The 20,659-nt window shown below is 53.2% G+C and carries 20 protein-coding genes; 14 read left to right on the top strand and 6 right to left on the bottom strand.

The genetic code is table 11. The features are described 5' to 3' along the window. Window positions 1–21: 21 nt before the first annotated feature. The 3 genes from KQI79_RS22990 (at window position 22) to KQI79_RS22995 (ending at window position 2,636) form a co-directional block, all read left to right on the top strand. Window positions 22–1,374, top strand: a complete 1,353-nt coding sequence (locus KQI79_RS22990; protein ID WP_216540650.1) for a lytic polysaccharide monooxygenase — start codon at window positions 22–24, stop codon at window positions 1,372–1,374. Window positions 1,375–1,587: 213 nt separating this feature from the next. Beyond that, entirely contained in the window at window positions 1,588–1,692 is a 105-nt protein-coding gene (locus KQI79_RS27815) for a YjcZ family sporulation protein (RefSeq protein ID WP_230192848.1), read from the top strand. 239 nt (window positions 1,693–1,931) lie between these two features. Further along, entirely contained in the window at window positions 1,932–2,636 is a 705-nt protein-coding gene (locus KQI79_RS22995; protein ID WP_216540651.1) for a MerR family transcriptional regulator, read from the top strand. A gap of 38 nt (window positions 2,637–2,674) precedes the next feature. Here KQI79_RS22995 and uvrA read toward each other — a convergent pair whose 3' ends face one another. Next, a complete protein-coding gene (gene uvrA, locus KQI79_RS23000) occupies window positions 2,675–5,173 on the bottom strand; it encodes an excinuclease ABC subunit UvrA (protein ID WP_216540652.1) in 2,499 nt (832 codons plus the stop codon). A 294-nt stretch (window positions 5,174–5,467) separates the two neighbouring features. Here uvrA and KQI79_RS23005 point away from each other — a divergent pair, with 294 nt between their 5' ends. After that, on the top strand, window positions 5,468–6,139 hold the full coding sequence (locus tag KQI79_RS23005) for a hypothetical protein (RefSeq protein ID WP_216540653.1): 672 nt from the start codon (window positions 5,468–5,470) through the stop codon (window positions 6,137–6,139). A 119-nt stretch (window positions 6,140–6,258) separates the two neighbouring features. Here KQI79_RS23005 and KQI79_RS23010 read toward each other — a convergent pair whose 3' ends face one another. From KQI79_RS23010 to KQI79_RS23020, 3 genes are all read right to left on the bottom strand, one after another. Then, complete coding sequence (locus tag KQI79_RS23010; protein WP_216540654.1) at window positions 6,259–6,795, bottom strand: GNAT family N-acetyltransferase; 537 nt, start codon at window positions 6,793–6,795, stop codon at window positions 6,259–6,261. Window positions 6,796–6,817: 22 nt separating this feature from the next. Continuing rightward, the gene (locus KQI79_RS23015; RefSeq protein ID WP_216540655.1) at window positions 6,818–7,444 is read right to left on the bottom strand and encodes a TetR/AcrR family transcriptional regulator; all 627 of its coding nucleotides are present in this window, start codon (window positions 7,442–7,444) and stop codon (window positions 6,818–6,820) included. A gap of 155 nt (window positions 7,445–7,599) precedes the next feature. Further along, window positions 7,600–8,685 carry a WG repeat-containing protein gene (locus KQI79_RS23020; protein ID WP_216540656.1) on the bottom strand — a complete coding sequence of 362 codons (1,086 nt, stop codon included), beginning with the start codon at window positions 8,683–8,685 and terminating at the stop codon, window positions 7,600–7,602. Between the two features lie 212 nt (window positions 8,686–8,897). Here KQI79_RS23020 and KQI79_RS23025 point away from each other — a divergent pair, with 212 nt between their 5' ends. Further along, window positions 8,898–9,767 (top strand): SDR family oxidoreductase, encoded by an 870-nt coding sequence (locus KQI79_RS23025; RefSeq protein ID WP_216540657.1) that lies wholly within the window; start codon window positions 8,898–8,900, stop codon window positions 9,765–9,767. A gap of 121 nt (window positions 9,768–9,888) precedes the next feature. Here the strand turns inward: KQI79_RS23025 and KQI79_RS23030 are convergent, their stop codons facing one another. Further along, window positions 9,889–10,806 (bottom strand): helix-turn-helix transcriptional regulator, encoded by a 918-nt coding sequence (locus KQI79_RS23030; RefSeq protein ID WP_216540658.1) that lies wholly within the window; start codon window positions 10,804–10,806, stop codon window positions 9,889–9,891. Between the two features lie 257 nt (window positions 10,807–11,063). Between KQI79_RS23030 and KQI79_RS23035 the strand changes: the two genes are divergently transcribed. From KQI79_RS23035 to ptsP, 9 genes are all read left to right on the top strand, one after another. Beyond that, complete coding sequence (locus KQI79_RS23035) at window positions 11,064–13,157, top strand: BglG family transcription antiterminator (protein WP_216540659.1); 2,094 nt, start codon at window positions 11,064–11,066, stop codon at window positions 13,155–13,157. A 23-nt stretch (window positions 13,158–13,180) separates the two neighbouring features. Next, window positions 13,181–13,627 (top strand): PTS sugar transporter subunit IIA, encoded by a 447-nt coding sequence (locus KQI79_RS23040; RefSeq protein WP_216540660.1) that lies wholly within the window; start codon window positions 13,181–13,183, stop codon window positions 13,625–13,627. Between the two features lie 62 nt (window positions 13,628–13,689). Beyond that, a complete protein-coding gene (locus KQI79_RS23045) occupies window positions 13,690–13,953 on the top strand; it encodes a PTS sugar transporter subunit IIB (RefSeq protein ID WP_216540661.1) in 264 nt (87 codons plus the stop codon). Window positions 13,954–13,977: 24 nt separating this feature from the next. Continuing rightward, complete coding sequence (locus KQI79_RS23050; protein WP_216540662.1) at window positions 13,978–15,273, top strand: PTS ascorbate transporter subunit IIC; 1,296 nt, start codon at window positions 13,978–13,980, stop codon at window positions 15,271–15,273. 48 nt (window positions 15,274–15,321) lie between these two features. Then, window positions 15,322–16,314: a phosphotriesterase family protein gene (locus KQI79_RS23055; protein ID WP_216540663.1), complete on the top strand. Its 993-nt coding sequence runs from the start codon at window positions 15,322–15,324 to the stop codon at window positions 16,312–16,314. 14 nt (window positions 16,315–16,328) lie between these two features. Further along, window positions 16,329–17,075, top strand: coding sequence for a creatininase family protein (locus tag KQI79_RS23060; protein WP_216540664.1), 747 nt, complete (start codon window positions 16,329–16,331; stop codon window positions 17,073–17,075). 5 nt (window positions 17,076–17,080) lie between these two features. After that, the gene (locus KQI79_RS23065; protein WP_216540665.1) at window positions 17,081–17,815 is read left to right on the top strand and encodes an SIS domain-containing protein; all 735 of its coding nucleotides are present in this window, start codon (window positions 17,081–17,083) and stop codon (window positions 17,813–17,815) included. Between the two features lie 82 nt (window positions 17,816–17,897). After that, the gene (locus tag KQI79_RS23070) at window positions 17,898–18,167 is read left to right on the top strand and encodes an HPr family phosphocarrier protein (RefSeq protein WP_216540666.1); all 270 of its coding nucleotides are present in this window, start codon (window positions 17,898–17,900) and stop codon (window positions 18,165–18,167) included. After that, the gene (ptsP, locus tag KQI79_RS23075) at window positions 18,167–19,906 is read left to right on the top strand and encodes a phosphoenolpyruvate--protein phosphotransferase (RefSeq protein WP_216540667.1); all 1,740 of its coding nucleotides are present in this window, start codon (window positions 18,167–18,169) and stop codon (window positions 19,904–19,906) included. The genes KQI79_RS23070 and ptsP overlap by 1 nt, the downstream gene beginning before the upstream one ends. A gap of 102 nt (window positions 19,907–20,008) precedes the next feature. Here the strand turns inward: ptsP and KQI79_RS23080 are convergent, their stop codons facing one another. Beyond that, on the bottom strand, window positions 20,009–20,524 hold the full coding sequence (locus tag KQI79_RS23080) for a DinB family protein (RefSeq protein WP_216540668.1): 516 nt from the start codon (window positions 20,522–20,524) through the stop codon (window positions 20,009–20,011). Window positions 20,525–20,659: the final 135 nt, after the last annotated feature.

Consider the following 20,659-nt stretch of genomic DNA (forward strand, 5'->3'; position numbering starts at 1 on the left):
AAAAAAAAGGAGGAGAATAAAATGGTACATCAAGTTTCCCTGAACGAATTCGTTACGAAATGGAAAATGGTATTTATTATCGCAGGTACGATGCTGCTCACGATGATTTTGTCGCTGGCGTTTGCCGAAAGCGCTTCCGCACACGGTTATGTCGATTCTCCCGCCAGCCGCGGTTATTTGTGCAAGCTCGGGCAAAATACAAATTGCGGCGCGGTCCAATACGATCCGCATAGTTTGGAAGGGCCGAAAGGATTTCCGCAAGCCGGACCCGCCGACGGGAAAATAGCGAGCGCTAACGGCCTTTTTCCGGAAATGGATCAGCAAACGGCGACGCGCTGGACGAAAGTGAACATGTCAAGCGGCAACAATACGTTCCATTGGACGTTGACCGCGGCTCATGCAACGACTTCATGGAAGTATTATATTACGAAGCCGGACTGGAACCCGAACGAACCGTTGAAACGGGCGTCATTCGATCTTACTCCCTTCTGCAGTTTCAATGACGGCGGACAACGGCCGCCGAATTCCGTTACCCATTCTTGCAACGTGCCGAGCCGCTCCGGCTATCATGTTATTCTGGCTGTTTGGGAAATTGCCGATACCGCCAACGCATTCTATAATGTCATCGATGCGAATTTCGGAGGCGGGTCCGGCGACAATCAACCGCCTACGGCGCCGACGAACTTGAGAACGACGGGAGTGACTGCAAACAGCGTTTCGCTCGCTTGGAACGCCTCGACCGATAATGTCGGAGTCACCGGATATCAGGTATACCGCGGCGCGAACTTGGCCGCAACCGTTTCCGGTTCGACATTAAGCTATACCGTCACCGGGCTCGCCTCGAATACATCGTATTCGTTTACGGTTCGAGCCGTAGATGCGGCCGGCAATGTGTCGAACGCAAGCAACTCCGTCAGCGCAACGACTTCCGGACCGACGCCGGATACGGATCCGCCAACCGCCCCGGCAAACTTGCGTGTGACGGGTACGTCGGCCTCCAGCGTATCGCTCGCTTGGAATGCCTCGACGGATAACGTCGGGGTGACGGGATATCAAGTTTTCCGGGGCTCGACCTTAGTCGCCACCGTGTCGGGATCGTCGCTCAGCTATACCGTCGCCGGGCTTGCCTCGAGCACGACGTATTCATTCACGGTACGCGCGGTGGATGCGGGCGGCAACGTATCGGGCGCAAGCAATGCCGTCAGCGCGACGACCAATTCGTCCTCGGAGGCTCCGGCCTGGGCTCCCGGCGTTCAATATAGCGTCGGCGCTCTCGTAACATACGGAGGCAACGTGTACGAATGCCGGCAAGCCCATACGTCCCTGACCGGCTGGGAACCGCCGAATGTCCCTGCATTATGGCTGCTGAAATAATACACATAGGATAAGACCCTCGCCGGACAGCGGCTCCGTACGGAAGATGGCGCAATACCGTACGAGCCGCCCCCGTCGGGGGTTTTTACATACCGTACCGATGCCGCCGGAGAAGATCTGCAATATTAGTTCATTCGCATAGGTACAATCACACAATCAACAGGCCAATCGCACTCATAACATAAAGTACACAAATCAAGGAGGTGCTGTGCATTGTCTGGATACGTTGGAGGAGCTTTCACGAACACTGGTACGATTTTGGTGTTATTCATCCTTCTGGTTATCGTAGCTTGTAGCATTTGCGGCTTCAAATACTGATAAGTTCACCGCCTAGTCTTGACATCAAACCGCAGTATCCCCAATTGACAGCGACAACGAACTGAATGCTGGCAAGAAATCCTAAAGCGCCTAGCCGATAGGCGCTTTTCCCATTTCTTTGAACGTCTTCGATTCGTCTGTCTTGGATTTCCTGCAAAGGCGATAGCGCCCGATCGTGAGGTTGACAATAGCCGGCAAGATTGATTACATTTTTGGTAACAACTTCTCGGAGGTGTGCCTTGAGCATCAGACCGATCGATATCGCACGCAAACTCAACATCAGCACAAGCGCCTTGCGCCATTACGAAGAATGGGGGATCGTACCGGCCCCTGAGCGCGCCAAGAACGGTTATCGGCTGTACACGGAAGAACATCTTGCTTATTTCGAATGCATCCGCGCCATGAACGCCGGTTTCGGCATGCAGGTGACCAAAAACGCGATGATGAAAATTCAAAACAAGGAAGCGGAAGACGCGTTCTGGCTCGTAAACGAACAGCAAGCCCGCCTGCACCATAATAAATTGCTTGCCGAGAAGACGGTGCAAATTTTGGGATCCATAGAGCTCGACGAGGCGGATGCCAAACAGAAAAGAAAATGGATGACGATCGGGGAAGTGTCCAAAGAAACGCAAATTCCCAGCACCACGATTCGGCACTGGGAAAAGATGGGGTTGCTCGACGTGTCGCGGGACAATGACAACGGTTATCGAAAGTTTAACCGGTCGCATGTGCGCAAAGTGCTCATTATAGGGACGTTGCGGGCGGCCGTATATTCGCTCGAAGTGATCAAGCAAGTCATTGAGGAACTGGACGGCCATAATGTCGAACAAGCGAGGCGAATCGCCCGCGATTCTTTGAAATATTTGAACGATTTAAATCAGGCTCAAATCAAGGGCATCCACTATCTATACCGCCTGTGCAATGTATTGAAATTAATCGATTGAATCGATCATGTCGAATCATTCATACGGCTCCCCCTCTCTTACCCTAACTTCTCTTTCAAGAATTGGCCGGTATGCGACGCTGCGATTCGAGCCACCGTTTCCGGCGTGCCTTCGGCGACGATCGAACCGCCGGCGTCTCCTCCGCCCGGTCCGATATCGATGACCCAATCCGAGCTGCGAATCAGATCGATGTTATGCTCTACGAGAATAACCGTATTGCCGGCGTCGACCAAGCGGTCCAACAGAACGAGCAATGGTTTGACATCGTTCGGATGCAAGCCGGTCGAAGGCTCATCCAGCAAATATAAGGTATGATGCTTGGAAGGCTTGCCCAATTCTTTTGCCAGCTTGATGCGTTGTCCTTCCCCGCCGGATAGCGTACTGACCGATTGACCCCACTTCAAATATCCGAGCCCCACTTCGCATAGCAGCTTCGTCATATTGGCCGCTTTCGGGTGATCGCCCAAGATGGGCAAGCTTTCTTGCACGGTCATATCCAAAAGATCCGAAATGCTGAAGCCTTGATATTTCACTCGCAGCACCTCTTCCTTGAACCGTCTGCCGCGGCAAGCGGGACAACGTACTTCCAACTCCGGCAGAAAATGCATATGAACCGACACGACGCCAAGCCCTTGGCATGATTCGCAACGGCCGCCCGCCGTATTAAACGAAAAATGTTTCGAAGTCAATTGGCTCCGCTTCGCTTCGGGCAATCCGGCGAACCAATTTCGCAATATCGTGTATACTTCGGTATATGTCGCAATATTCGATCGTTGCATCCGCGTTAGCGGCGACTGGTTGACGGTGATCAGCTTGCCGACCTCCTCCCATCCGGTGACGCTGCCGCAGCCATCCGGCTTTCCCCGCTCCCGATCGGAAGAGGCCAGCAGATCGAACAGCAGCGTAGACTTGCCCGAACCGGAAACGCCGGTAACGGAAACGAGACAACCGAGCGGGAATGAAACGGTAATATGTTTCAAATTTCGCAAATGCGCGTCATGAATCGTCAGCGACTTCCCCATCCCCCGCCTTCGCCTCCGTTCTGCCGGGTGTTGATTCGCATCTTTGAAAAAAGCGCCCGTAACCGATTCGGGCTGATTCATTAAATCTTCCAACCGCCCTTGCCCTACGACATAACCTCCGAAGCTGCCGGCTCCCGGACCCATATCGATAATATGATCCGCCGCCCGCATCACCTCTTCGTCATGCTCGATCACAAGCACGGTATTTCCCAAATCGCGCAGTTGCTTCATGACTTGAATCAAGCCCCGCGTATCGCGCGGATGCAATCCCGACGTCGGCTCGTCCAAAATATACAGCACGCCCGTCAGTCCCGAACCCAATATCGAGGCCAGCCTCAGCCGCTGCGCCTCTCCGCCGGACAGCGACACCACCTGCCGATTGAGCGACATATAGCCTAGCCCGACATCGGCAATGCGTTTCATTCTCACGATCATATCGTGCAAAATCGGCTCGACAAGCTGCAGGCTCTCTTCCGGAAGCGACTGCTGCTGCGACTTCATCCAAGCCAGCGAATCGCCGATCGGCCAGGAAGTTACTTCGGATATCGAAGCGCCGCCGACCGAAACGAGACGGCTTTCTTTCCTCAGCCTCGCCCCTTCGCAGTCGGGACAAATCTGTGCGCGGAAAAACTCCGATCCGCCCGAATCTCCGCCCTTCTCTCTGTACCTTCTCCACATGCCCGTTACGATACCTTCGAATTTCCCTTGATTCACCCCTTTCGGAGGCTTTATATTCGGGAAACGGCCGGAGAATTGTTCGCTCTCTACCCCATGCAAAAGCAAATCCCGTTGGACGGCGCTATACTCCTTGATCGGCAAATCGCCGTCGAATTCAAAACCGTAATGTTTGGCGGCGGCTTTCAATATGCTCAAATTGTATTCAACAAGGAAATCGTACCAAGGCAGCACGCCGCCTCCGCGCAAGCTTCGTCCTTCGTCGAATACGGCGTTCATGTCGAGCGAGGCGACATGCCCCAATCCGTCGCAACTCCCGCAGGCGCCCTCCGGTTTATTGAACGAAAAATGGGACATCGTCAATTTGTCCAGCGTGTGCCCGCAATTGGGGCAATGAACCTTCTCAAGCGCGTCGTACTCTTCATCGGCGATTCCGCGCACCGGGGCTTCGGCAGCGATCGCAGGCGCAACCGTCGTACCGCAAGCCGGGCAGGGACGTTCGCCCAGCTTGGCAAACATAATTCTGAGCAGCGTGTAGATGTCCGTTACCGTGCCGATCGTGGATCTCGGATTGCGGTTCGTCACATGCTGTCCGACGCTGATGGACGGCGAAAGCCCTTCGATGGAATCCACTTTCGGCTTGCTGATCGAATCGGAGATCATGCCCATGGACTCCATATACTGCCGCTGGCATTCTCGTTGCAGCGTATCCATCGCCAGAGTGGATTTGCCCGAGCCGGACGGGCCTGTCACGACGACGAGCTTATGCTTCGGAATTTCGAGCGAAATGTTTTTCAGATTATTTTCCCTTGCGCCTTGAATCCTGATATTCCCTTGCACTTGCATTCCTCCTTGTAAGACGAAACTGAAATTTTCATTTTGACAATTTCATACTACAACATTGATGCAAGTGATAAAGTTGATTCGACTAGCCTTTCCCGATCCGGGATCGTTCGGCGTTAAGTCCGTCATGCAGCTTTAAACTTTCTTAATAATGTTTCCGCTCGTTTTACCGTACCCTAGCGAAAAAATTCCATTAACTTTCTTGCTCCCTAATAATTCCCCTTAATAATACATTCGCCGGACGATCATCATAACAATATTCAAACTTCGAAGCAGAAGGAGGAATTTGCATTGGCCAAAACTTGGATGAGGATTGCGATAACGGCCCTTTGTATCGCAACGATGCTAAGCGGATGCGCGCAAAAGCAGGAGAAGCCGAAAGCCCAATCAACCAAAAAAGTGGAAGCGAAATCCGGGCAAAAAAAGAAACAAACAACGAAAAAAGCGAGCGATAACCGGAAAGGGAAATCATCTAGCGGTAAAGGCGGCCAAGTGATCGACAGCCGAATCAAAAGCTCCGGACTTTACGACAGCGGTCATTCCTCGACAATAGAAGCAATGTTTCATGCGGCGGGTATGACGGATGTGAAAGTTCTGGTACATGATAAGGACGTTTATATCGCTGATCCGAAGAAGCAGCTTCAAAAGGCAAAATGGAGTTTAAACACAGGCAATTTGGGGAAAGGTCATTTAAGCGCCAAAGGGGCCGGCCATCCTGTGGGGGCAAAAGGGGTTCGGGAAAGCAACATGAATATGGTCGTGCGGGAAATACGGAAAATTGCAGGCGATCAAGCGCGAATTTTTATCGTTAGCGATTCGAAGGCTCTGTCCGCCATGGATCGGGTCAAGTCCGTTCAAATATCCCCCGCCAAGGAGAAACAAATCGAACGCGATCTAACTTTAATGAAGAAAAACGCTTCGAAGAAAGAGATATCCCCATCGTCGAAACGAAAAAATAAATAAAATCATTCGTAGAAAAGCCTGGGTCCCCCAGGTTTTTATATTGCAATCAAAGAAAAAAACCTGATGCGCCTGCCCATCAGGTACGTTCGTTTCATAGTCGGGGCCGTGTTCGGCAAACACTATTGCCTGGCATACTCCGTCTGAAGAATGCCCATATGAATCAGATCATGCCAGCCTCCGTTCCGAAACAGGCTTTGCCTGGTGATTCCTTCCTGTTTGAATCCGATCTTCTCATATAACTTGACCGCCCTCTCATTAAACGAAAAGACGCACAAGGAAACGCGGTGCAAATTCATTTCAAGAAACGCGTAGTCCAGCAGCAGCCGCAGCGCCTCCGTGCCGTATCCTTTTCCCCAATGCCTTTTCGCTCCGATATCGAGAATGCATTCGGCATTCCGATTTTTATAATCGATATGGGTGAGCGACGTCACGCCGATCGGCGCGCCCGACGCTTTGTCCACGATCATATAGCTTTTGGCCGAATCCGATCCGAGAATGACATGATTGACAAAATCTCTCGTCGTTTCAAGCGTATGCATATCCAGCAAAGGACTGGTTGTCTGCATCACTTCCATATCGTTTCTCCAAGAATGATATAGCTCCGCATCTTCCGCCGTCATTTTTCTAAACTTGATTCTATCCGTTTCGAACAACACTGCGCTCTCCCTTTCTTATCTATCATTTATCGTCCGCGTTCGGACACAGCAATTCCTTCAAAGAAAACTCCAAAACCTCGAGCTGCTCGCTTACTTTGGTGCGCTCCGGACCTAATTGGTACGTATCCAGCATTAATCCGTCGATGCAAGAAATGAAATACAGCGCGATCGATTCCGGCTGCATGCGCGGCTGAAACTCGCCCCGTTCCGCCCCCAACCGGACGAATCGTCCGATGGCCTCCGCCAAGCTTCGATATCGCTGCGCAATATAAGGAAAATGTTCCTTGTTCAGCAAATAAGCCGACGACAGGAAAAATTCCGCCCTGGCGCGCAAAAGCGAGTGATGAATCGATGCAATGAGCTGCTGTTGCTTCCTTACCCACTCGGTTAATTGATTCCATAACGGAGAATGCTCGTCCGGTTCGAAAAATTGGAGCACTCTCCGGTCCTCAAATTGAAGCACTTCCATAAAGACATGCTCGATATTGTCGAAATAGGCATACAGCGCCCCGCGCGATACGCCTGCTTCGTCCATAATGTCCTGCATCGAGGCATGCGTATATCCTTTCCGGATAAACACTTTGAGCGCGGCTTGCAGCAATTCCGTTTTCTTCTCCTGCTTATATTTTTCGCTTACTTTCGGCGACACCGGTCTCAACTCCTTTCGTTAACAATTACAAAATATACACTAATGTCGTTTTTATACGCAATTCCATTATAAACGACATCAATGTCGTTTTCAACAATAAAAAAAGGGGCGATCTATTGGAAATTCCAATAGTCGCCCTATTTCGTTCAACAGACCTATTCCGACATCCATACAAGCTTGCCGCGCGTATTGATATATCCCTCGATATACCAGTCGTCATAACTTGGTCTCGTTTCCTTCGTTCTTACATACACTTTGGCCAGTTTGCCGCGGAACGAATCCGCCCATTCCAGCGAAGGCTTGACGACGTACTTGCCGGTTTTATCGATGAATCCGTATTTCTGCCCTGGGCTTGCCGGCGCTAAACCGTGGACGAATGTCCCACCAGCAAGCACGTTCGCGCTCGCGATGACCTTCTCGCCTTTTTTGTTAATATAGAACGATTTGCCGTTCCGCTCCACAAAGGCCAATCCTTCCGAGAACGGTCCGGCGGAAGTGAATTGCGGTTTGAGAATATATTTTCCTTCCCGGTCGATATATCCGTATTTGCCGTTGACGTATACGCGCGCCGCGCCGTCGGAGAACGGCGCCGCATCGGCGAAACGGGCGGGAATGGCGAGCTTGCCCGTCTTATCGATATACCCGTACAAGCCGTCCACAGCCAATTTGACGGCGGCCAACCCTTCCGAGAAATCGGAGGTGCTGCTGAATCGGTATGGAATAACGAGCTTGCCGGTTTTGTCGATATAGCCGCTCGCTTTGCCCATATTGACCCGGGCCATACCTTCCTTGAAATGCGAGGCGACATGATAAACCGGTTGAATGACGCGTTCGCCTTTCTCGTTCAAATAACCGTATCTTACCGCATTCTTGCCGTTCTCTAACTCGATTTGCTCCCCGAATAAGACCATGCCGTCCGACCAATAACTGCAGCGATTGATCGGGCAATCGAAGAGGCGGCTGCCGTTTGCATCATAGTAGATTTGTTTGCCCCCGGCCTTGTCGACGACGTACGGAGGATTCCCCGGCTCTTGGCCGTACCCGTCATACACCGGTTCTATGATCGTCTCGCCCTCCCCGTTTATAAAGCCGTATTTTCCGTCCTTCCATATCGGATACAGCATATCCGCTTCGGCCGAAGCGGCAGGTTCGAACTTGGCCGGCGCTTCTGCCGCAGCCGTTCCCGCATAAGCAAAACATAGCGACAATACGAGCGCGTAAGACAATATCGCTTTCTTCAATTTTCTTCCTCCCCATGAAGTGCATTGTTATTCAACTTTTTAGCATCATATCCAAAATGATCATACCACCGACAGCCGGCGCTTGCCAATATGAAGAACCTATGCCGCAATCCGGCCGTTCGGAAATGTTTGCATATATGACGATTGTTGTCATATATGATCGGTACAATGAAGATGTAATCAAAAACATACGTTGAAGGAGCGATCGATGGATGAAACCGTTACAGGGAAAAATAGCGGTGGTAGCCGGGGCGACACGCGGAGTCGGACGCGGCATTGCCGTTAGTTTGGGCGAGGCAGGGGCCACCGTTTACTGTACCGGAAGGAGCGTGCGCGGCAATCCGTCAAGCATGGGCCGCAAAGAAACGATAGAGGAAACGGCGGAAATGGTGACGGCGCGCGGCGGCATCGGCATACCGATGCGGGTGGACCATACTTCGGAAGAAGAGGTGAAAGCTTTCTTCCGGCAAGTTGCGGAACAGCAAGACGGAAGGCTTGACATATTGGTCAACGACATTTGGGGCGGAGATCCGCTCACGGAATGGGATACGCCTTTCTGGCAACATTCGCTTGCGGGCGGATTGTCCATGCAAAAAACGGCCGTCCAATCGCACATGATTACCAGCTATTACGGAGCGCCGTACATGGTTGCCCGGCGCGAAGGGCTCATCATTGAAATTACGGACGGCTCCGATTACCGTTATCGCGGCAATTTATATTACAGCCTTGCCAAAGTATCGGCGATCCACCTCGCGGAGGCGATGGCCGCGGAGCTTCGCCCGCATCAAGTTGCGGCGGTGGCCGTCACGCCGGGCTTTCTCCGCTCCGAAGCGATGCTGGACCATTTCGGCGTGGCAGAGGCCAATTGGCGCGATGCCGTCGCCAAAGACCCGCATTTCAGCGAATCGGAAACGCCGTACTTTATCGGGCGCGGCATTGCCGCCCTCGCCGCCGATTCGCGGTTGTTCGAGAAATCCGGCTCCGTGTTGACAAGCTGGGGCCTTTCCGATGAATACGGCATATCGGATATCGACGGCAGACGGCCCCATTGGGGCAATTATGCCGCCAAGCAAGGCTTCTGAATCGACGAGCGTTCTGAGCTTGGTATCTAGACCGCGCCTCGGCCAAATCGAGATACCAAGCTCATTCCTTCGCCTATTTGCTTTTTTGATATTTTCAAAAGCTTCTAAAACGCAGCCGTTGTTATGGATAGAGCTGCGCGATCTTCGCCAGATGCCGCCGCAACTCTTCGATCAATTCCGGCGGGGACAGCACCTGGACGTTTGAGCTATAGCTGAGGATATGCCGAATCGCATGCCCCTTCGAATAATATGAATTCGTTACATGCATGAAGCCGTCCGGTTTCGCTTCGATTCGTCCGGCTTCGAATTCGTCCCTTACTCTCGTCTTCACCGCCGGATGAAAACGAAGGACGGCCGGGAACGGAACGGGTCTTTCCTCGGAATCCCGTCTCGTTTCCAATTGCTCCAACGTCATCGCGCGGCGAACGAACGTGTCCGGCAACGTTTGCAGCCGGCTGATACGGGACAGCCGGAATATCCGGAAATCGGAGCGGATCCGGCAATAACCCCATACATACCACGCATAACCTTTCAAATATAGCCCCATCGGCTCGATCGTTCGTTTCGTTTCCGAGCCGTAAACATCCCAATATTCGAATGCCGCGAGCCGCGATTCCCGAATCGCGGCGTTGAGCGGTCCGATCTTCTCCTTCTCGTTCGGCGTCGGCGCATAATTCAAATGGAGGTTGGAGCTTTCCTCCTGTACGGAACGGCCGGGGACGAGCGATCCGATTCGTTCCAGCAAGCCGGCAATGTCTTGATTGTCCGTGGCCGATTGAAATCCCCGCAGCGCCGTGCAGATGAATACGAAATCTTCAAGCGTCAAGTATTGTTTATCCAGCCGATAGCCCTCCATAATCTCGTAACCGCCGTCCGAACCGGGAAACGATACGACGGGAATGCCCGCTTGATTGATCGCCTCCATATCCCTGTATATCGTTCGGAGCGATACTTCAAAGCGCTCGGAGAGTTCCGCAGCGGTTACTCTTCTCTGATTTAACAATGCCATCGTAATCGCCAACAGCCGATCCAGCTTCAATTGCTATCCCTCCAAGCATTAAAAAAGAATGAACAGTATTACATTCTGCGAACCGACCGGATCTCCTCCTTCCCGCATCTTGTCCGAATCCAAAAAAGTTTCCGCCCGCCGAATGCGAAACCGTATAATTTTGCAAACTAGAACGTACAATGATTGCACTGTCTTTAGCCAAATGCCGTTAAGTATAATGACTTACAGGAAAGGTAAATCCTATTGGAAGGGGTTGGAGGAATATTCTTGATGAACGAAGCACTTCGATGCTCGCGTTGTTGCAAGAGACGGAGGATTACGTTCCGGTGCAAGAATTGATGAATGCCTTTCATATTTCCAAACGGACCGTCTATTACGATATGAGTAAAATTAACGACTGGCTGCGGGACAATCGTCTCCCTCCCGTCGAATACGTCCGCGGGACAGGGTTTCTCCTTCCCGAAAAATCGCGCAAGCAGCTTCCCGGCAAAGCGAAAGAGATTCAGCCGAATCATTATTACTTGTCGCGCAACGAACGGAAAGCTTGGCTAGGCTTGCATCTTATTAGCCGGGCGAAACCGATGTTCCTCCACGATATGGAACAACTGCTGCAAGTCAGCCGGGGGACCGCTCATTCCGAGCTCAAAGCGCTGCGGGAAGAGTTGGCCGGATTCGGACTGCATGTCAAGTTTCAGCGCAAGCAAGGATATACGGTGCAGGGAAACGAGAAAGATCAACGAACGGCCCTCTCCCATTTTCTGTCCGAACTGCTGTCCCATATCAGTTGGAAAGACTTCGTCTCGCAAGTCCAAGGGTTGGTCAACGCCAATCTGTATAAATCCCATATCCCCTCTTTCCGGGAAGAGCAATTGTCCGCCGTTTACGACATTATCGCTTCCGGCGAAAGAACGATCGGCATGGAATTGACTGACGAGACGATCGTCGAGTTGGCCGTTCGGTTAATTTTCTACACGAACCGGATTATTCAAGGGAAAACCGTCTCGATGGACCGGGACGAGAGAGAAGCTTTGCAAGCGACTCCGCAATTCAAAGCGGCGCTCGATATTTCGCAAAAGCTTGGCGAATTGTTCGAGATCCAATTGCCGGAGGATGAGGCTTGTTATATTACCGTTCATCTATTGGCTGCCAAAGTCAATAAGATGGAAGACGAATCGGACGATCTCGAAACGATGCGGCTGCGCAAGGCGACCGGCCGAATGATCGATACGTTCGAGCGGCTCGGATGCGTTTATTTCCAACAACGCGAAGCGTTGGAGAAACAGCTGTTTCTTCATGTGAAATCGGCTTATTACCGGATCAAATACGGCCTTGCCAAGGAAAACCCTTTGACGGACACGATGAAAGACAAATACCGGGAAATATTCGAATTGACCAAAAAATCGGTGCACCCGCTCCAGGAACTGCTCCACAAGCCTATTGACGAGCATGAGATCGCTTATTTGTCCATGCATTTCGGCGGCTGGCTGCGCAGGGAACAAACCGAGCCGGCACCGCGCAAATCGGCGGCAATCGTATGCGTAAACGGCGTGTCCGCTTCGCGGATATTGAAAATTCAGTTGGAGCAATTGTTCCCTGCCGTCGATATCGAAGCGATTCTTTCTTTGCGGGACTATGAAGCGTTCGACAAACCGGTCGATTTTATTTTTTCTACCGTGCCGTTAACCGGCGCGAACGCTCCCGTCTTTATCGTCAACGCCATTTTGAGCGATACGGAGAAAGCGCATTTGCTCAATCAAGTACATCCTTATCTGGACGGCGGAAACGCAATGCCCGGCCCATCGGCGCAGACCATCGTCGACATCGTCAAAAAACACGCGACCATAGGCGATGAAAACGATTTGCACGAAGATATCCAACGCTATTTAACGGCAGCGCGCACCCAAACGCCGGAAGACCGCAAACCGGCGTTGCAAGATTTGCTGCCCCTATCCCGGATCGCCGCGGTCGACAAAGCGGAAGATTGGCGCTCCGCAATCCGGCTCGCCGCCGAACCTTTACTGAACGAGGGATGCATTATTCGCCCATATGTCCAAGCCATGATCGGCAAAATCGAGGAACGCGGCCCTTATATCGTCGTTGCGCCCGGCGTCGCGATCGCGCATGCCAGGCCCGAGGACGGCGTCGTCCGCGTTTCCATGGCGCTGCTTTGCATCCGGCGGGGCGTCGCTTTCGGCAGCGATCCGAAACATCGCGTTTGCCTGCTGTTCGTCTTGGCTAGCTCGGACGGGGAAACGCATCTCAAAGCGCTGTCCCAATTGACGGCCATGCTCAGGGAGGACAAGAACCGCGATCGACTGGCGAATGCAGCCGACGAGTCGGAAATCTTTCGAATGATCCGTCAATATTCCACTACTTCATAGGACACACTAAGGAGGATTTTACCATGCGTTTTTTAGAAAAAAGCCTGATTGCGCTCGATATCGAGGCGAATAGCGCCGAAGACGCCATTCGCGCGGCCGGACAGCTTCTCGTTGACGGCGGCGCGGCCGAACGGAGCTATATCGAAGCGATGCTGGAATCCTATCGGGACAAAGGGCCCTATTTCGTGCTCGCTCCCCATATCGCTTTGCCTCACGCGAAGGCCGAAGACGGAGTGCGCGAAGCGTCCGTTTCATTCGTCCGTCTCAAACAGCCGGTCCGATTCGGCCATCCTGCGAACGATCCGGTCGAGCTCGTATTCGCGCTCGGTTCGTCGAGCAGTTCGGATCATATCGCTTTGTTGCGGCGATTGACGACATTGTTGAACGATCCGGCCAATGTAACCGCGATGCGTCAAGCTCAAACGGCCGGCGAAGTCGAAGCGTTGCTCGCCAAGGCGGAAGCGAAATAACGTCTCACCCCGATTTGCCATAACGAAAAATAACTGACAAACAAAAAATGGAGGTAATAAATATGAAAATTTTATGCGTATGCGGATTAGGTCAAGGTACAAGTCTCATTTTACGAATGAATGTGGAGAGCGTGTTAAAAGAGCAAGGAATCCAGGCAGACGTAGAGCATACGGACGTTTCCACCGCATCGAGCATGTCGGCCGACTATATCGTAACCAACAGCGAGCTTGCGCAAAGCTTGCAAGGCCATGATGCCAAAATCGTCATCGTCAACAATTATTTCGACCTGAACGAAATTAAAGAAAAATTGAAAGAAGTTTTGTAAAAGCCTACGTAGGAGGAGTGTCCAATGGACGTTATTTTTTGGATAGCCACGAATATTTTCGGAACGCCGGCAATCCTGCTCGGATTTATCGTTTTAGCGGGATTGGTTTTGCAAAAGAAGACGACCAGCCAGATTGTTAGCGGAACGTTCAAGGCGGTCATCGGATTTCTCATCATCGGGGCCGGCTCCGGCGTCATCGTCAATGCGCTGAACGTATTCGAACCGATGTGGAAAGAAGTATTTGGGCTCGAGGCCGAGTCTTTAGGGCAATTTCTCGGCCAAGACGCGTTTAACGCCAAATTCGGCAGCGCCGTTACGCTCGCCATGTTGGTCGGCTTTCTCATCAACGTGCTGCTTGCCCGCTTTACGAAATTCAAGTTTATTTATTTGACCGGCCACATGATGTTCTGGACGGCCACGATCTTTGCAGGAATCGTCGTTCATACGGCCGGGGACGTTTCCCTTTGGAAGCTCGTTCTATTCCTTGCCATCATCCTCGGATTGTACTGGACGCTCCAGCCTGCTTTAACGCAGCCGTTTATGCGCAAAATTACCGGGAACGACAATATCGCACTCGGTCATACTTCCGCATCGGTCGCACTGCTCGCAGCGTTGCTTGGCAAATGGTTCGGCAACAAAAACAACGATTCCGAAAAAATCAAAGTGCCGAAAGGGCTTGAATTTCTCCGCGACTCCAACGTCATTACGGCGCTTAGCATGGGCGTATTGTTCCTGGTGGGCTCGATCGTCATCGTCATGAAAGGGACGCCCGGCGCCCAGCAATTGATCGCGCTGGCGGGAGATCAAAACTTCATTGTGTACTCCATCATTCAATCCTTGACGTTCGCCGGGGGCATCGCGATCGTGCTGATGGGCGTGCGGATGTTCATCGGGGAACTGGTACCGGCATTCAACGGGATCGCGACCAAAATCGTTCCCGGCGCGAAACCGGCTCTCGACTCCCCCGTCACGTATCCATATGCTCCGAACGCGGTCATCCTCGGCTTTATCGGAGCGTTCGTCGGCGCGTTGATTTGGCTCGTCGTACTCGGCAACACGGTGGCCTACATTTTCGTACCGACAATGATCGTGCTCTTCTTCCACGGGGCGACGGCCGGCGTATTCGGCAACGCTACCGGAGGGGTGCGCGGCGCATTGATGGGGGGATTCATAACGGCTACGGTCGTCGCTTGGGGACAGTTCGTCATGGTTCGCTTCCTCCTCTCGTCGACTGTGCCGGATACGGCGATGTGGGCCGCGGACTCCGATATGTTCATATTGGGACCGATCATTCGCTTCCTGGCGCAACTGCTGTTCTAATCGATCGTACGGCATGATTTCACATCAACGAATTGGAGGTACAATAGGATGAGTTTTATTCGAACTTTGGACGCAGATATTTCGAAAGATCAGTTGGGTTTCACTTATTCCCACGAGCATATCGTATGCCGGCCGGCCCACTGGGCGGAGCGCAACGAAGACGACATGCTGCTCGACGATCCGGAGAAATCCAAACTTGACGTGCTTGATTTCAAGCGGCACGGCGGACAGGCAATCGTGGACGCTACGGCCATCGATTACGGCCGCGATGTGCCGGCGGTCCATAACATCATGAAAGAAACCGGCGTCCGTATTGTAGGCACGGCCGGTTTCAACAAAAGTTTTCTGTGGGACGCCGCAGTGAAGGACGAACTCAAGCCGTTGATCGGCAATTATAAAACGTATTATGAATGGATCGAGGCGAAAAGCGTCAACGAGCTTGCCGAATTCGTCATCCGAGAAGTCGAGGAAGGCTTGGAAGGCACTCCGTTTAAAGCGGGACAAGTCAAGTTCGGCACGGGATACAACCGGATTACGCCGCTGGAGGAAAAAACGCTGCGTGCCGTCGCCCGCGCTCACCACGAAACGAAAGCGCCGATCCACTCCCATACCGAAGTGGGTACGATGGCATTGGAACAAATCGAGCTGCTGCGAAGCGAAAATATCGATTTAAGCTTCCTGAGTCTCGGCCATATGGACCGCAATCCGGATCCGTATTACCATGAACAGCTCGCGAAGACGGGCGCGTACCTTTCCTTCGACGGAATCGCCAAAATCAAGTACGCTCCCGAAAGCACACGCATTCATCTCATTCTCGAGCTCGTGCGGAAAGGATACGAGGATCAAATCTTGATCAGCGGGGACACGGCTCGCAAAACGTATTACAAGCATTACGAACACGGCCTCGGATTGGAATATATTATCGCCAAATGGGTTCCGCGTTTTATCGACGAGGCGAACCGGGCGGGATTCGACGGACAGAAGCTTGTAGAGAAATTTTTCGTGAAGAATCCTGCGAACTGTTTCGCTTTTAAACGGTAAAGGAGGCGCGGCAAATGATCTATCAAGACGAGAACGCCTTCGAAGTGGCAAGCAAAATCGAGCGGACCGCATGCGCCATCTTGCCGATTGGGGCGGTCGAGGCCCATGGCCCCCATCTCCCGCTCGGCACGGACAACGTTCTGGCCGAACGGCTCGCCCGGCGGCTGGCGGAACGGACGGACAGCTTCGTCCTCCCTACTCTTCCCTATGGACAAGTATGGAGCTTGCAGAACTTCCCCGGCAGCATCAACGTCTCTAACGACGCGCTTATTCAAATGTTGTACGACATCGGGGAAAGCCTCGACCGCCAAGGATTCCGCATCTTCGTCATGCTGAACGGCCATCTCGGCAACGCGGTCGCTCTTAAGGAGGCCGCCCGCTTGCTGTACCGGGATTGCCCGGATTTGAAAGTATACTATTTTTTCTATCCCGGTTCGAAGCAAGCGATCGAACAAGTAAGGGAAACGCCTTCTTCCCACGCCTCATACTTTCATGCATGCGAGCTTGAAACTTCCTACATGCTCTATTTGGCCGAAGAATACGTAGATATGTCCAAAGCGATCAGCGATCCGCCGAATATCGGGATCGAGGCCGACTGCACCCCGACTCCGTGGGAAGAGTTCACATCCACGGCCGTGCTCGGAGACGCGACGCTGGCCACGAAAGAAAAGGGCGAGCATATCGTCGAAGCGTCACTAAAGACGATGGCCGCCATCGTCAACGAAGCCAAAAAGCGGCTAACAACCGGCAAGGAGCTGTGATAGAAATGCTTCATACCTATTTTCAACATCTAAGACAAATGCTTGACCAAGTCGAGAACAGAGAGGCCGACGCAATTCGCCAAGCGGCCGGGAAGACGGCCGAAGCGATTATGAACGGCGGCGTCGTGCATCTGTTCGGATGCGGCCATTCCCATATCTTGACGGAAGAAGTATTTTATCGGGCAGGCGGATTGGTGCCGATCCATCCGATCTTCGTAGAGAAATTGATGCTGCACGAAGGCGCAGTCCGGTCCTCGGAACTGGAACGGCAGAACGGCCTGGCCGAAGAGTTCATGAACGGCCAGGATATTCGGCCTGGAGAGGTCATGTTCGTACTGTCCACTTCCGGGCGGAATCCGGTTCCGATCGACGCCGCCCTCATCGCCAAACAAAAAGGCGCATTCACGATCGGCATTACGTCGATGGAATATTCGCAAAGCCAGCCTTCCCGCCACGCAAGCGGCAAGCATCTGTACAATTCCGTCGACTTGGCGATTAACAATTACGCGGTCAAGGGAGACGCGGTGCTGACCCATCCGGGTTCGCCCGTTCCGTTCACGCCGACGTCGACGGTGATCGGAGCGGCGATTCTGAACGCCATCCTGGCCCAGGCGATCGAGATCATGATCGAACGGGACTTTCACCCTCCCGTCTTCCTGAGCGGCAACATCGACGGCGCCGACGACCACAACAACGCGCTCATCGAACGTTACCGGGAAAGAATCCCTCTTCTTTCCTGACAAGTTATAGAGATTGTTCGAAAAGCCCCCTTTTTGAACTCAAACAAACAGAGACAGTGTTACCGATAGGAGGAAATAAACCATGACGGCTAGACAACTTACGATACAGAACGAACAAGGATTTCATGTCCGCCCTGCGCAACTTTTCGTTGATAAAGCCAATGAATTTGCGTCCAAGATTCAAGTCAAAAACGAGAACGGAGACGCGGCGGACGCCAAAAGCATGCTGGAATTAATGACGCTCGGGCTGGTCAAAGGGTCGTCGATTACGATCGAAGCGGAAGGCCCGGATCAGCAGGAAGCGGTGGACAGCCTGGCGCAGCTCGTCGAAAGCAAGTTCGGTGAAGACTAATGGCGGAACGGCATATTCACGGCATCGGCGTATCGGACGGCATTCGTATCGCCAAAGCGTTCGTATTCGCCGATGCGGCGGAGCGGGCCGTCCGCGAAATCGTCGAACCCGGCGAGACGGAAGCGGAGCTTGCGCGGCTTAGCGAAGCGAAACAACGCAGCGAAGCGGATTTGGCCAAGCTGGCGGAGCAAGCGAAGCAAACGCTTGGCGAGAAGCAAGCCGGCATCCTCGTCGGTCAAGCGCGGATGCTGTCCGACCCGGCCTTCTATCCGCAAATTGAAAAGAAGGTTCGGGAACAAAACTTCAGTGCCGAACATGCGGTTCGCACCGTCTCGGAACATTTCGCCGAACGGTTCGAGCAGATGGACAACGAATATATGCGGGAACGGGCCGCCGACATCCGGGATGTAAGCAAAAGGCTGCTTACGCGTCTTGAAGGACGGGAACGGATCAGCCTTGCCGATTTGCGCGAAGAAGCAATCGTCATTGCCGACGATTTGGCGCCGTCCGATACGGTCCAACTCGACAAGCGCTACGTACAGGCGCTCGTCACCCGCCTCGGGGGCAAGACGTCGCATACGTCCATTCTGGCCCGGTCGCTCGGCATTGCAGCCGTAGTCGGCGCGGGAGACGAAGTGAGCGATATTGCGGGCGGCGAACTTCTGATCGTCGACGGCAGCCAAGGCCTCTGCATTCGCGCCCCAGAACCGGAAACGATTGAGGAATACCGCCGGCGCATGCAAAGCGAGCAGGAGGAACAGAAGTCGCTGGAGCAATTCCGTCTGTTGCCCGCCAAGACGAAGGATGGCGTCCGCATCGAGACGGCCGCCAATATCGGCACGCCGCAAGAAGCCGCGGCCGCGGCGGAGCATCATGCCGACGGCGTCGGATTGTACCGGACCGAGTTTCTGTATATGAACGCCAACCGGATGCCGGACGAAGACGAACAATTCGCCGCCTACCGGGAAGTCGCCGAGCGTATGGAAGGCCGTCCGGTCGTCGTTCGGACGCTCGATATCGGCGGGGACAAAGAGCTTCCTTACTTGGCTTTGCCGAAGGAAGCGAATCCTTTCCTCGGCTATCGCGCCATAAGAATCGGACTCGACCGCCGGGAGCTGCTGCTCGCCCAACTGCGGGCCATTCTGCGCTCCAGCCGCTACGGCAACGTCAAAATTATGTTTCCGATGATTTCGAGCCTGGAGGAATGGCGGCAGGCGAAAGCCGTTTACGACGAGGCAAGAGCGCAATTGGCGCAGGAGAATATACCGGTATCCGACTCCGTCGAGCTCGGCATCATGATTGAAATTCCTTCGGCCGCCCTTCTGGCCGACGCGTTCGCCAAAGAGGTCGACTTTTTCAGCATCGGTACGAACGACCTCGTTCAATATACGCTCGCGGTCGACCGGATGAACGAGAAGGTCGCGTATCTATACGATTATTTCCACCCCGCCGTTCTTCAGTTGATCCGGCGTGTCATCGAAGCCGCCCATCGCGAAGGCAAATGGGCCGGCATGTGCGGCGGCATGGCCGGCGACCCGCTCGCCGCCCCGCTCCTGCTCGGACTCGGACTCGACGAATGGAGCATGGACGCAGGCTCGATCGTCAAGATCAAGCGGACGCTCTCGCGGCTCGACAGCGGCGAATGCCGAGCGTTGGCCGACCGTTTGCTGCAAGAGGCGACGACGGAGGAAGTCCGGCGTCAATTGACGCAATATATGGAAACATTGCATTCCGATTAAATTCGTAAGGGCTGCCGCGAGTCGATCAGACGACTTGCAGGCAGCCCTAACTTTATTCATTTGCTACCGCAATGTACTCCGCAATTCGCCGCTTTGGACCAACTAAGCCAAATACCGTTCTCTCAATATATTCAAATGATGAAGCTCATGCCCGGCAATAATGTAAGCGAGGGCTCTGACGGTAAGCTCGCTATTGTTGGCAACTCCGGTTCGCAGCCACGCCTCCTCGGTCAATCCGCGAAGCAAAGTTAACGTCGAACGGCGAACCGCCGCATAATCTTCCGATAATTCGGCCGGACTTCGCAACGAGAAAGACGCGCCCTTCACATATTCATTCTCGTCGAAACCCGCAAGCGGCGTCCGGTCCCCTCTTGCAATCCGAAGCAGCCGGTAGGCCATAATGCGCTCCGTATCGGTCATATGACCGATCATCTCTTTCACACTCCATTTCCCCGGCGCATACCGGTGTTCCGCTTGCGTTGCCGAGAGAGAGGCGATCAAGCTTTCCGTCTCCCCCGCTTGCGCGGCCAACAACTCGATAATGTTGCCATCCGGCACGATTCGAACATAAGGCTCGAAATGCGCGCCGTACTCCCCTTCCAGCGGCCTTTCCATCATATTCATCTCCTCCTCATATAGTATTTCTTGAAGGCAGTTTTGAGTTTACTTCCAGTCCCCTAGGGGACTGGCGGCCGCCTTCAAAATTTCCAGTTGATCTTTGAAAAATAAATTTGGGACTGGACTTTCCGGAAT

Origin of the sequence: Paenibacillus sp. MSJ-34, from assembly GCF_018918005.1 — a bacterium.
Lineage (GTDB): Bacteria > Bacillota > Bacilli > Paenibacillales > Paenibacillaceae > MSJ-34.

Bases quoted from the DNA above. Each gene is read 5' to 3' on its own strand.
- KQI79_RS23045 (WP_216540661.1), top strand. From the start codon at position 13,690: ATGAAAATTTTATGCGTATGCGGATTAGGTCAAGGTACAAGTCTCATT.
- KQI79_RS23070 (WP_216540666.1), top strand. From the start codon at position 17,898: ATGACGGCTAGACAACTTACGATACAGAACGAACAAGGATTTCATGTC.
- KQI79_RS22990 (WP_216540650.1), top strand. From the start codon at position 22: ATGGTACATCAAGTTTCCCTGAACGAATTCGTTACGAAATGGAAAATG.
- KQI79_RS23050 (WP_216540662.1), top strand. From the start codon at position 13,978: ATGGACGTTATTTTTTGGATAGCCACGAATATTTTCGGAACGCCGGCA.
- KQI79_RS23060 (WP_216540664.1), top strand. From the start codon at position 16,329: ATGATCTATCAAGACGAGAACGCCTTCGAAGTGGCAAGCAAAATCGAG.
- KQI79_RS23065 (WP_216540665.1), top strand. From the start codon at position 17,081: ATGCTTCATACCTATTTTCAACATCTAAGACAAATGCTTGACCAAGTC.
- KQI79_RS23055 (WP_216540663.1), top strand. From the start codon at position 15,322: ATGAGTTTTATTCGAACTTTGGACGCAGATATTTCGAAAGATCAGTTG.
- KQI79_RS23080 (WP_216540668.1), bottom strand. From the start codon at position 20,524: ATGATGGAAAGGCCGCTGGAAGGGGAGTACGGCGCGCATTTCGAGCCT.
- ptsP (WP_216540667.1), top strand. From the start codon at position 18,167: ATGGCGGAACGGCATATTCACGGCATCGGCGTATCGGACGGCATTCGT.
- KQI79_RS23040 (WP_216540660.1), top strand. From the start codon at position 13,181: ATGCGTTTTTTAGAAAAAAGCCTGATTGCGCTCGATATCGAGGCGAAT.
- KQI79_RS23025 (WP_216540657.1), top strand. From the start codon at position 8,898: ATGAAACCGTTACAGGGAAAAATAGCGGTGGTAGCCGGGGCGACACGC.
- KQI79_RS23035 (WP_216540659.1), top strand. From the start codon at position 11,064: ATGCTCGCGTTGTTGCAAGAGACGGAGGATTACGTTCCGGTGCAAGAA.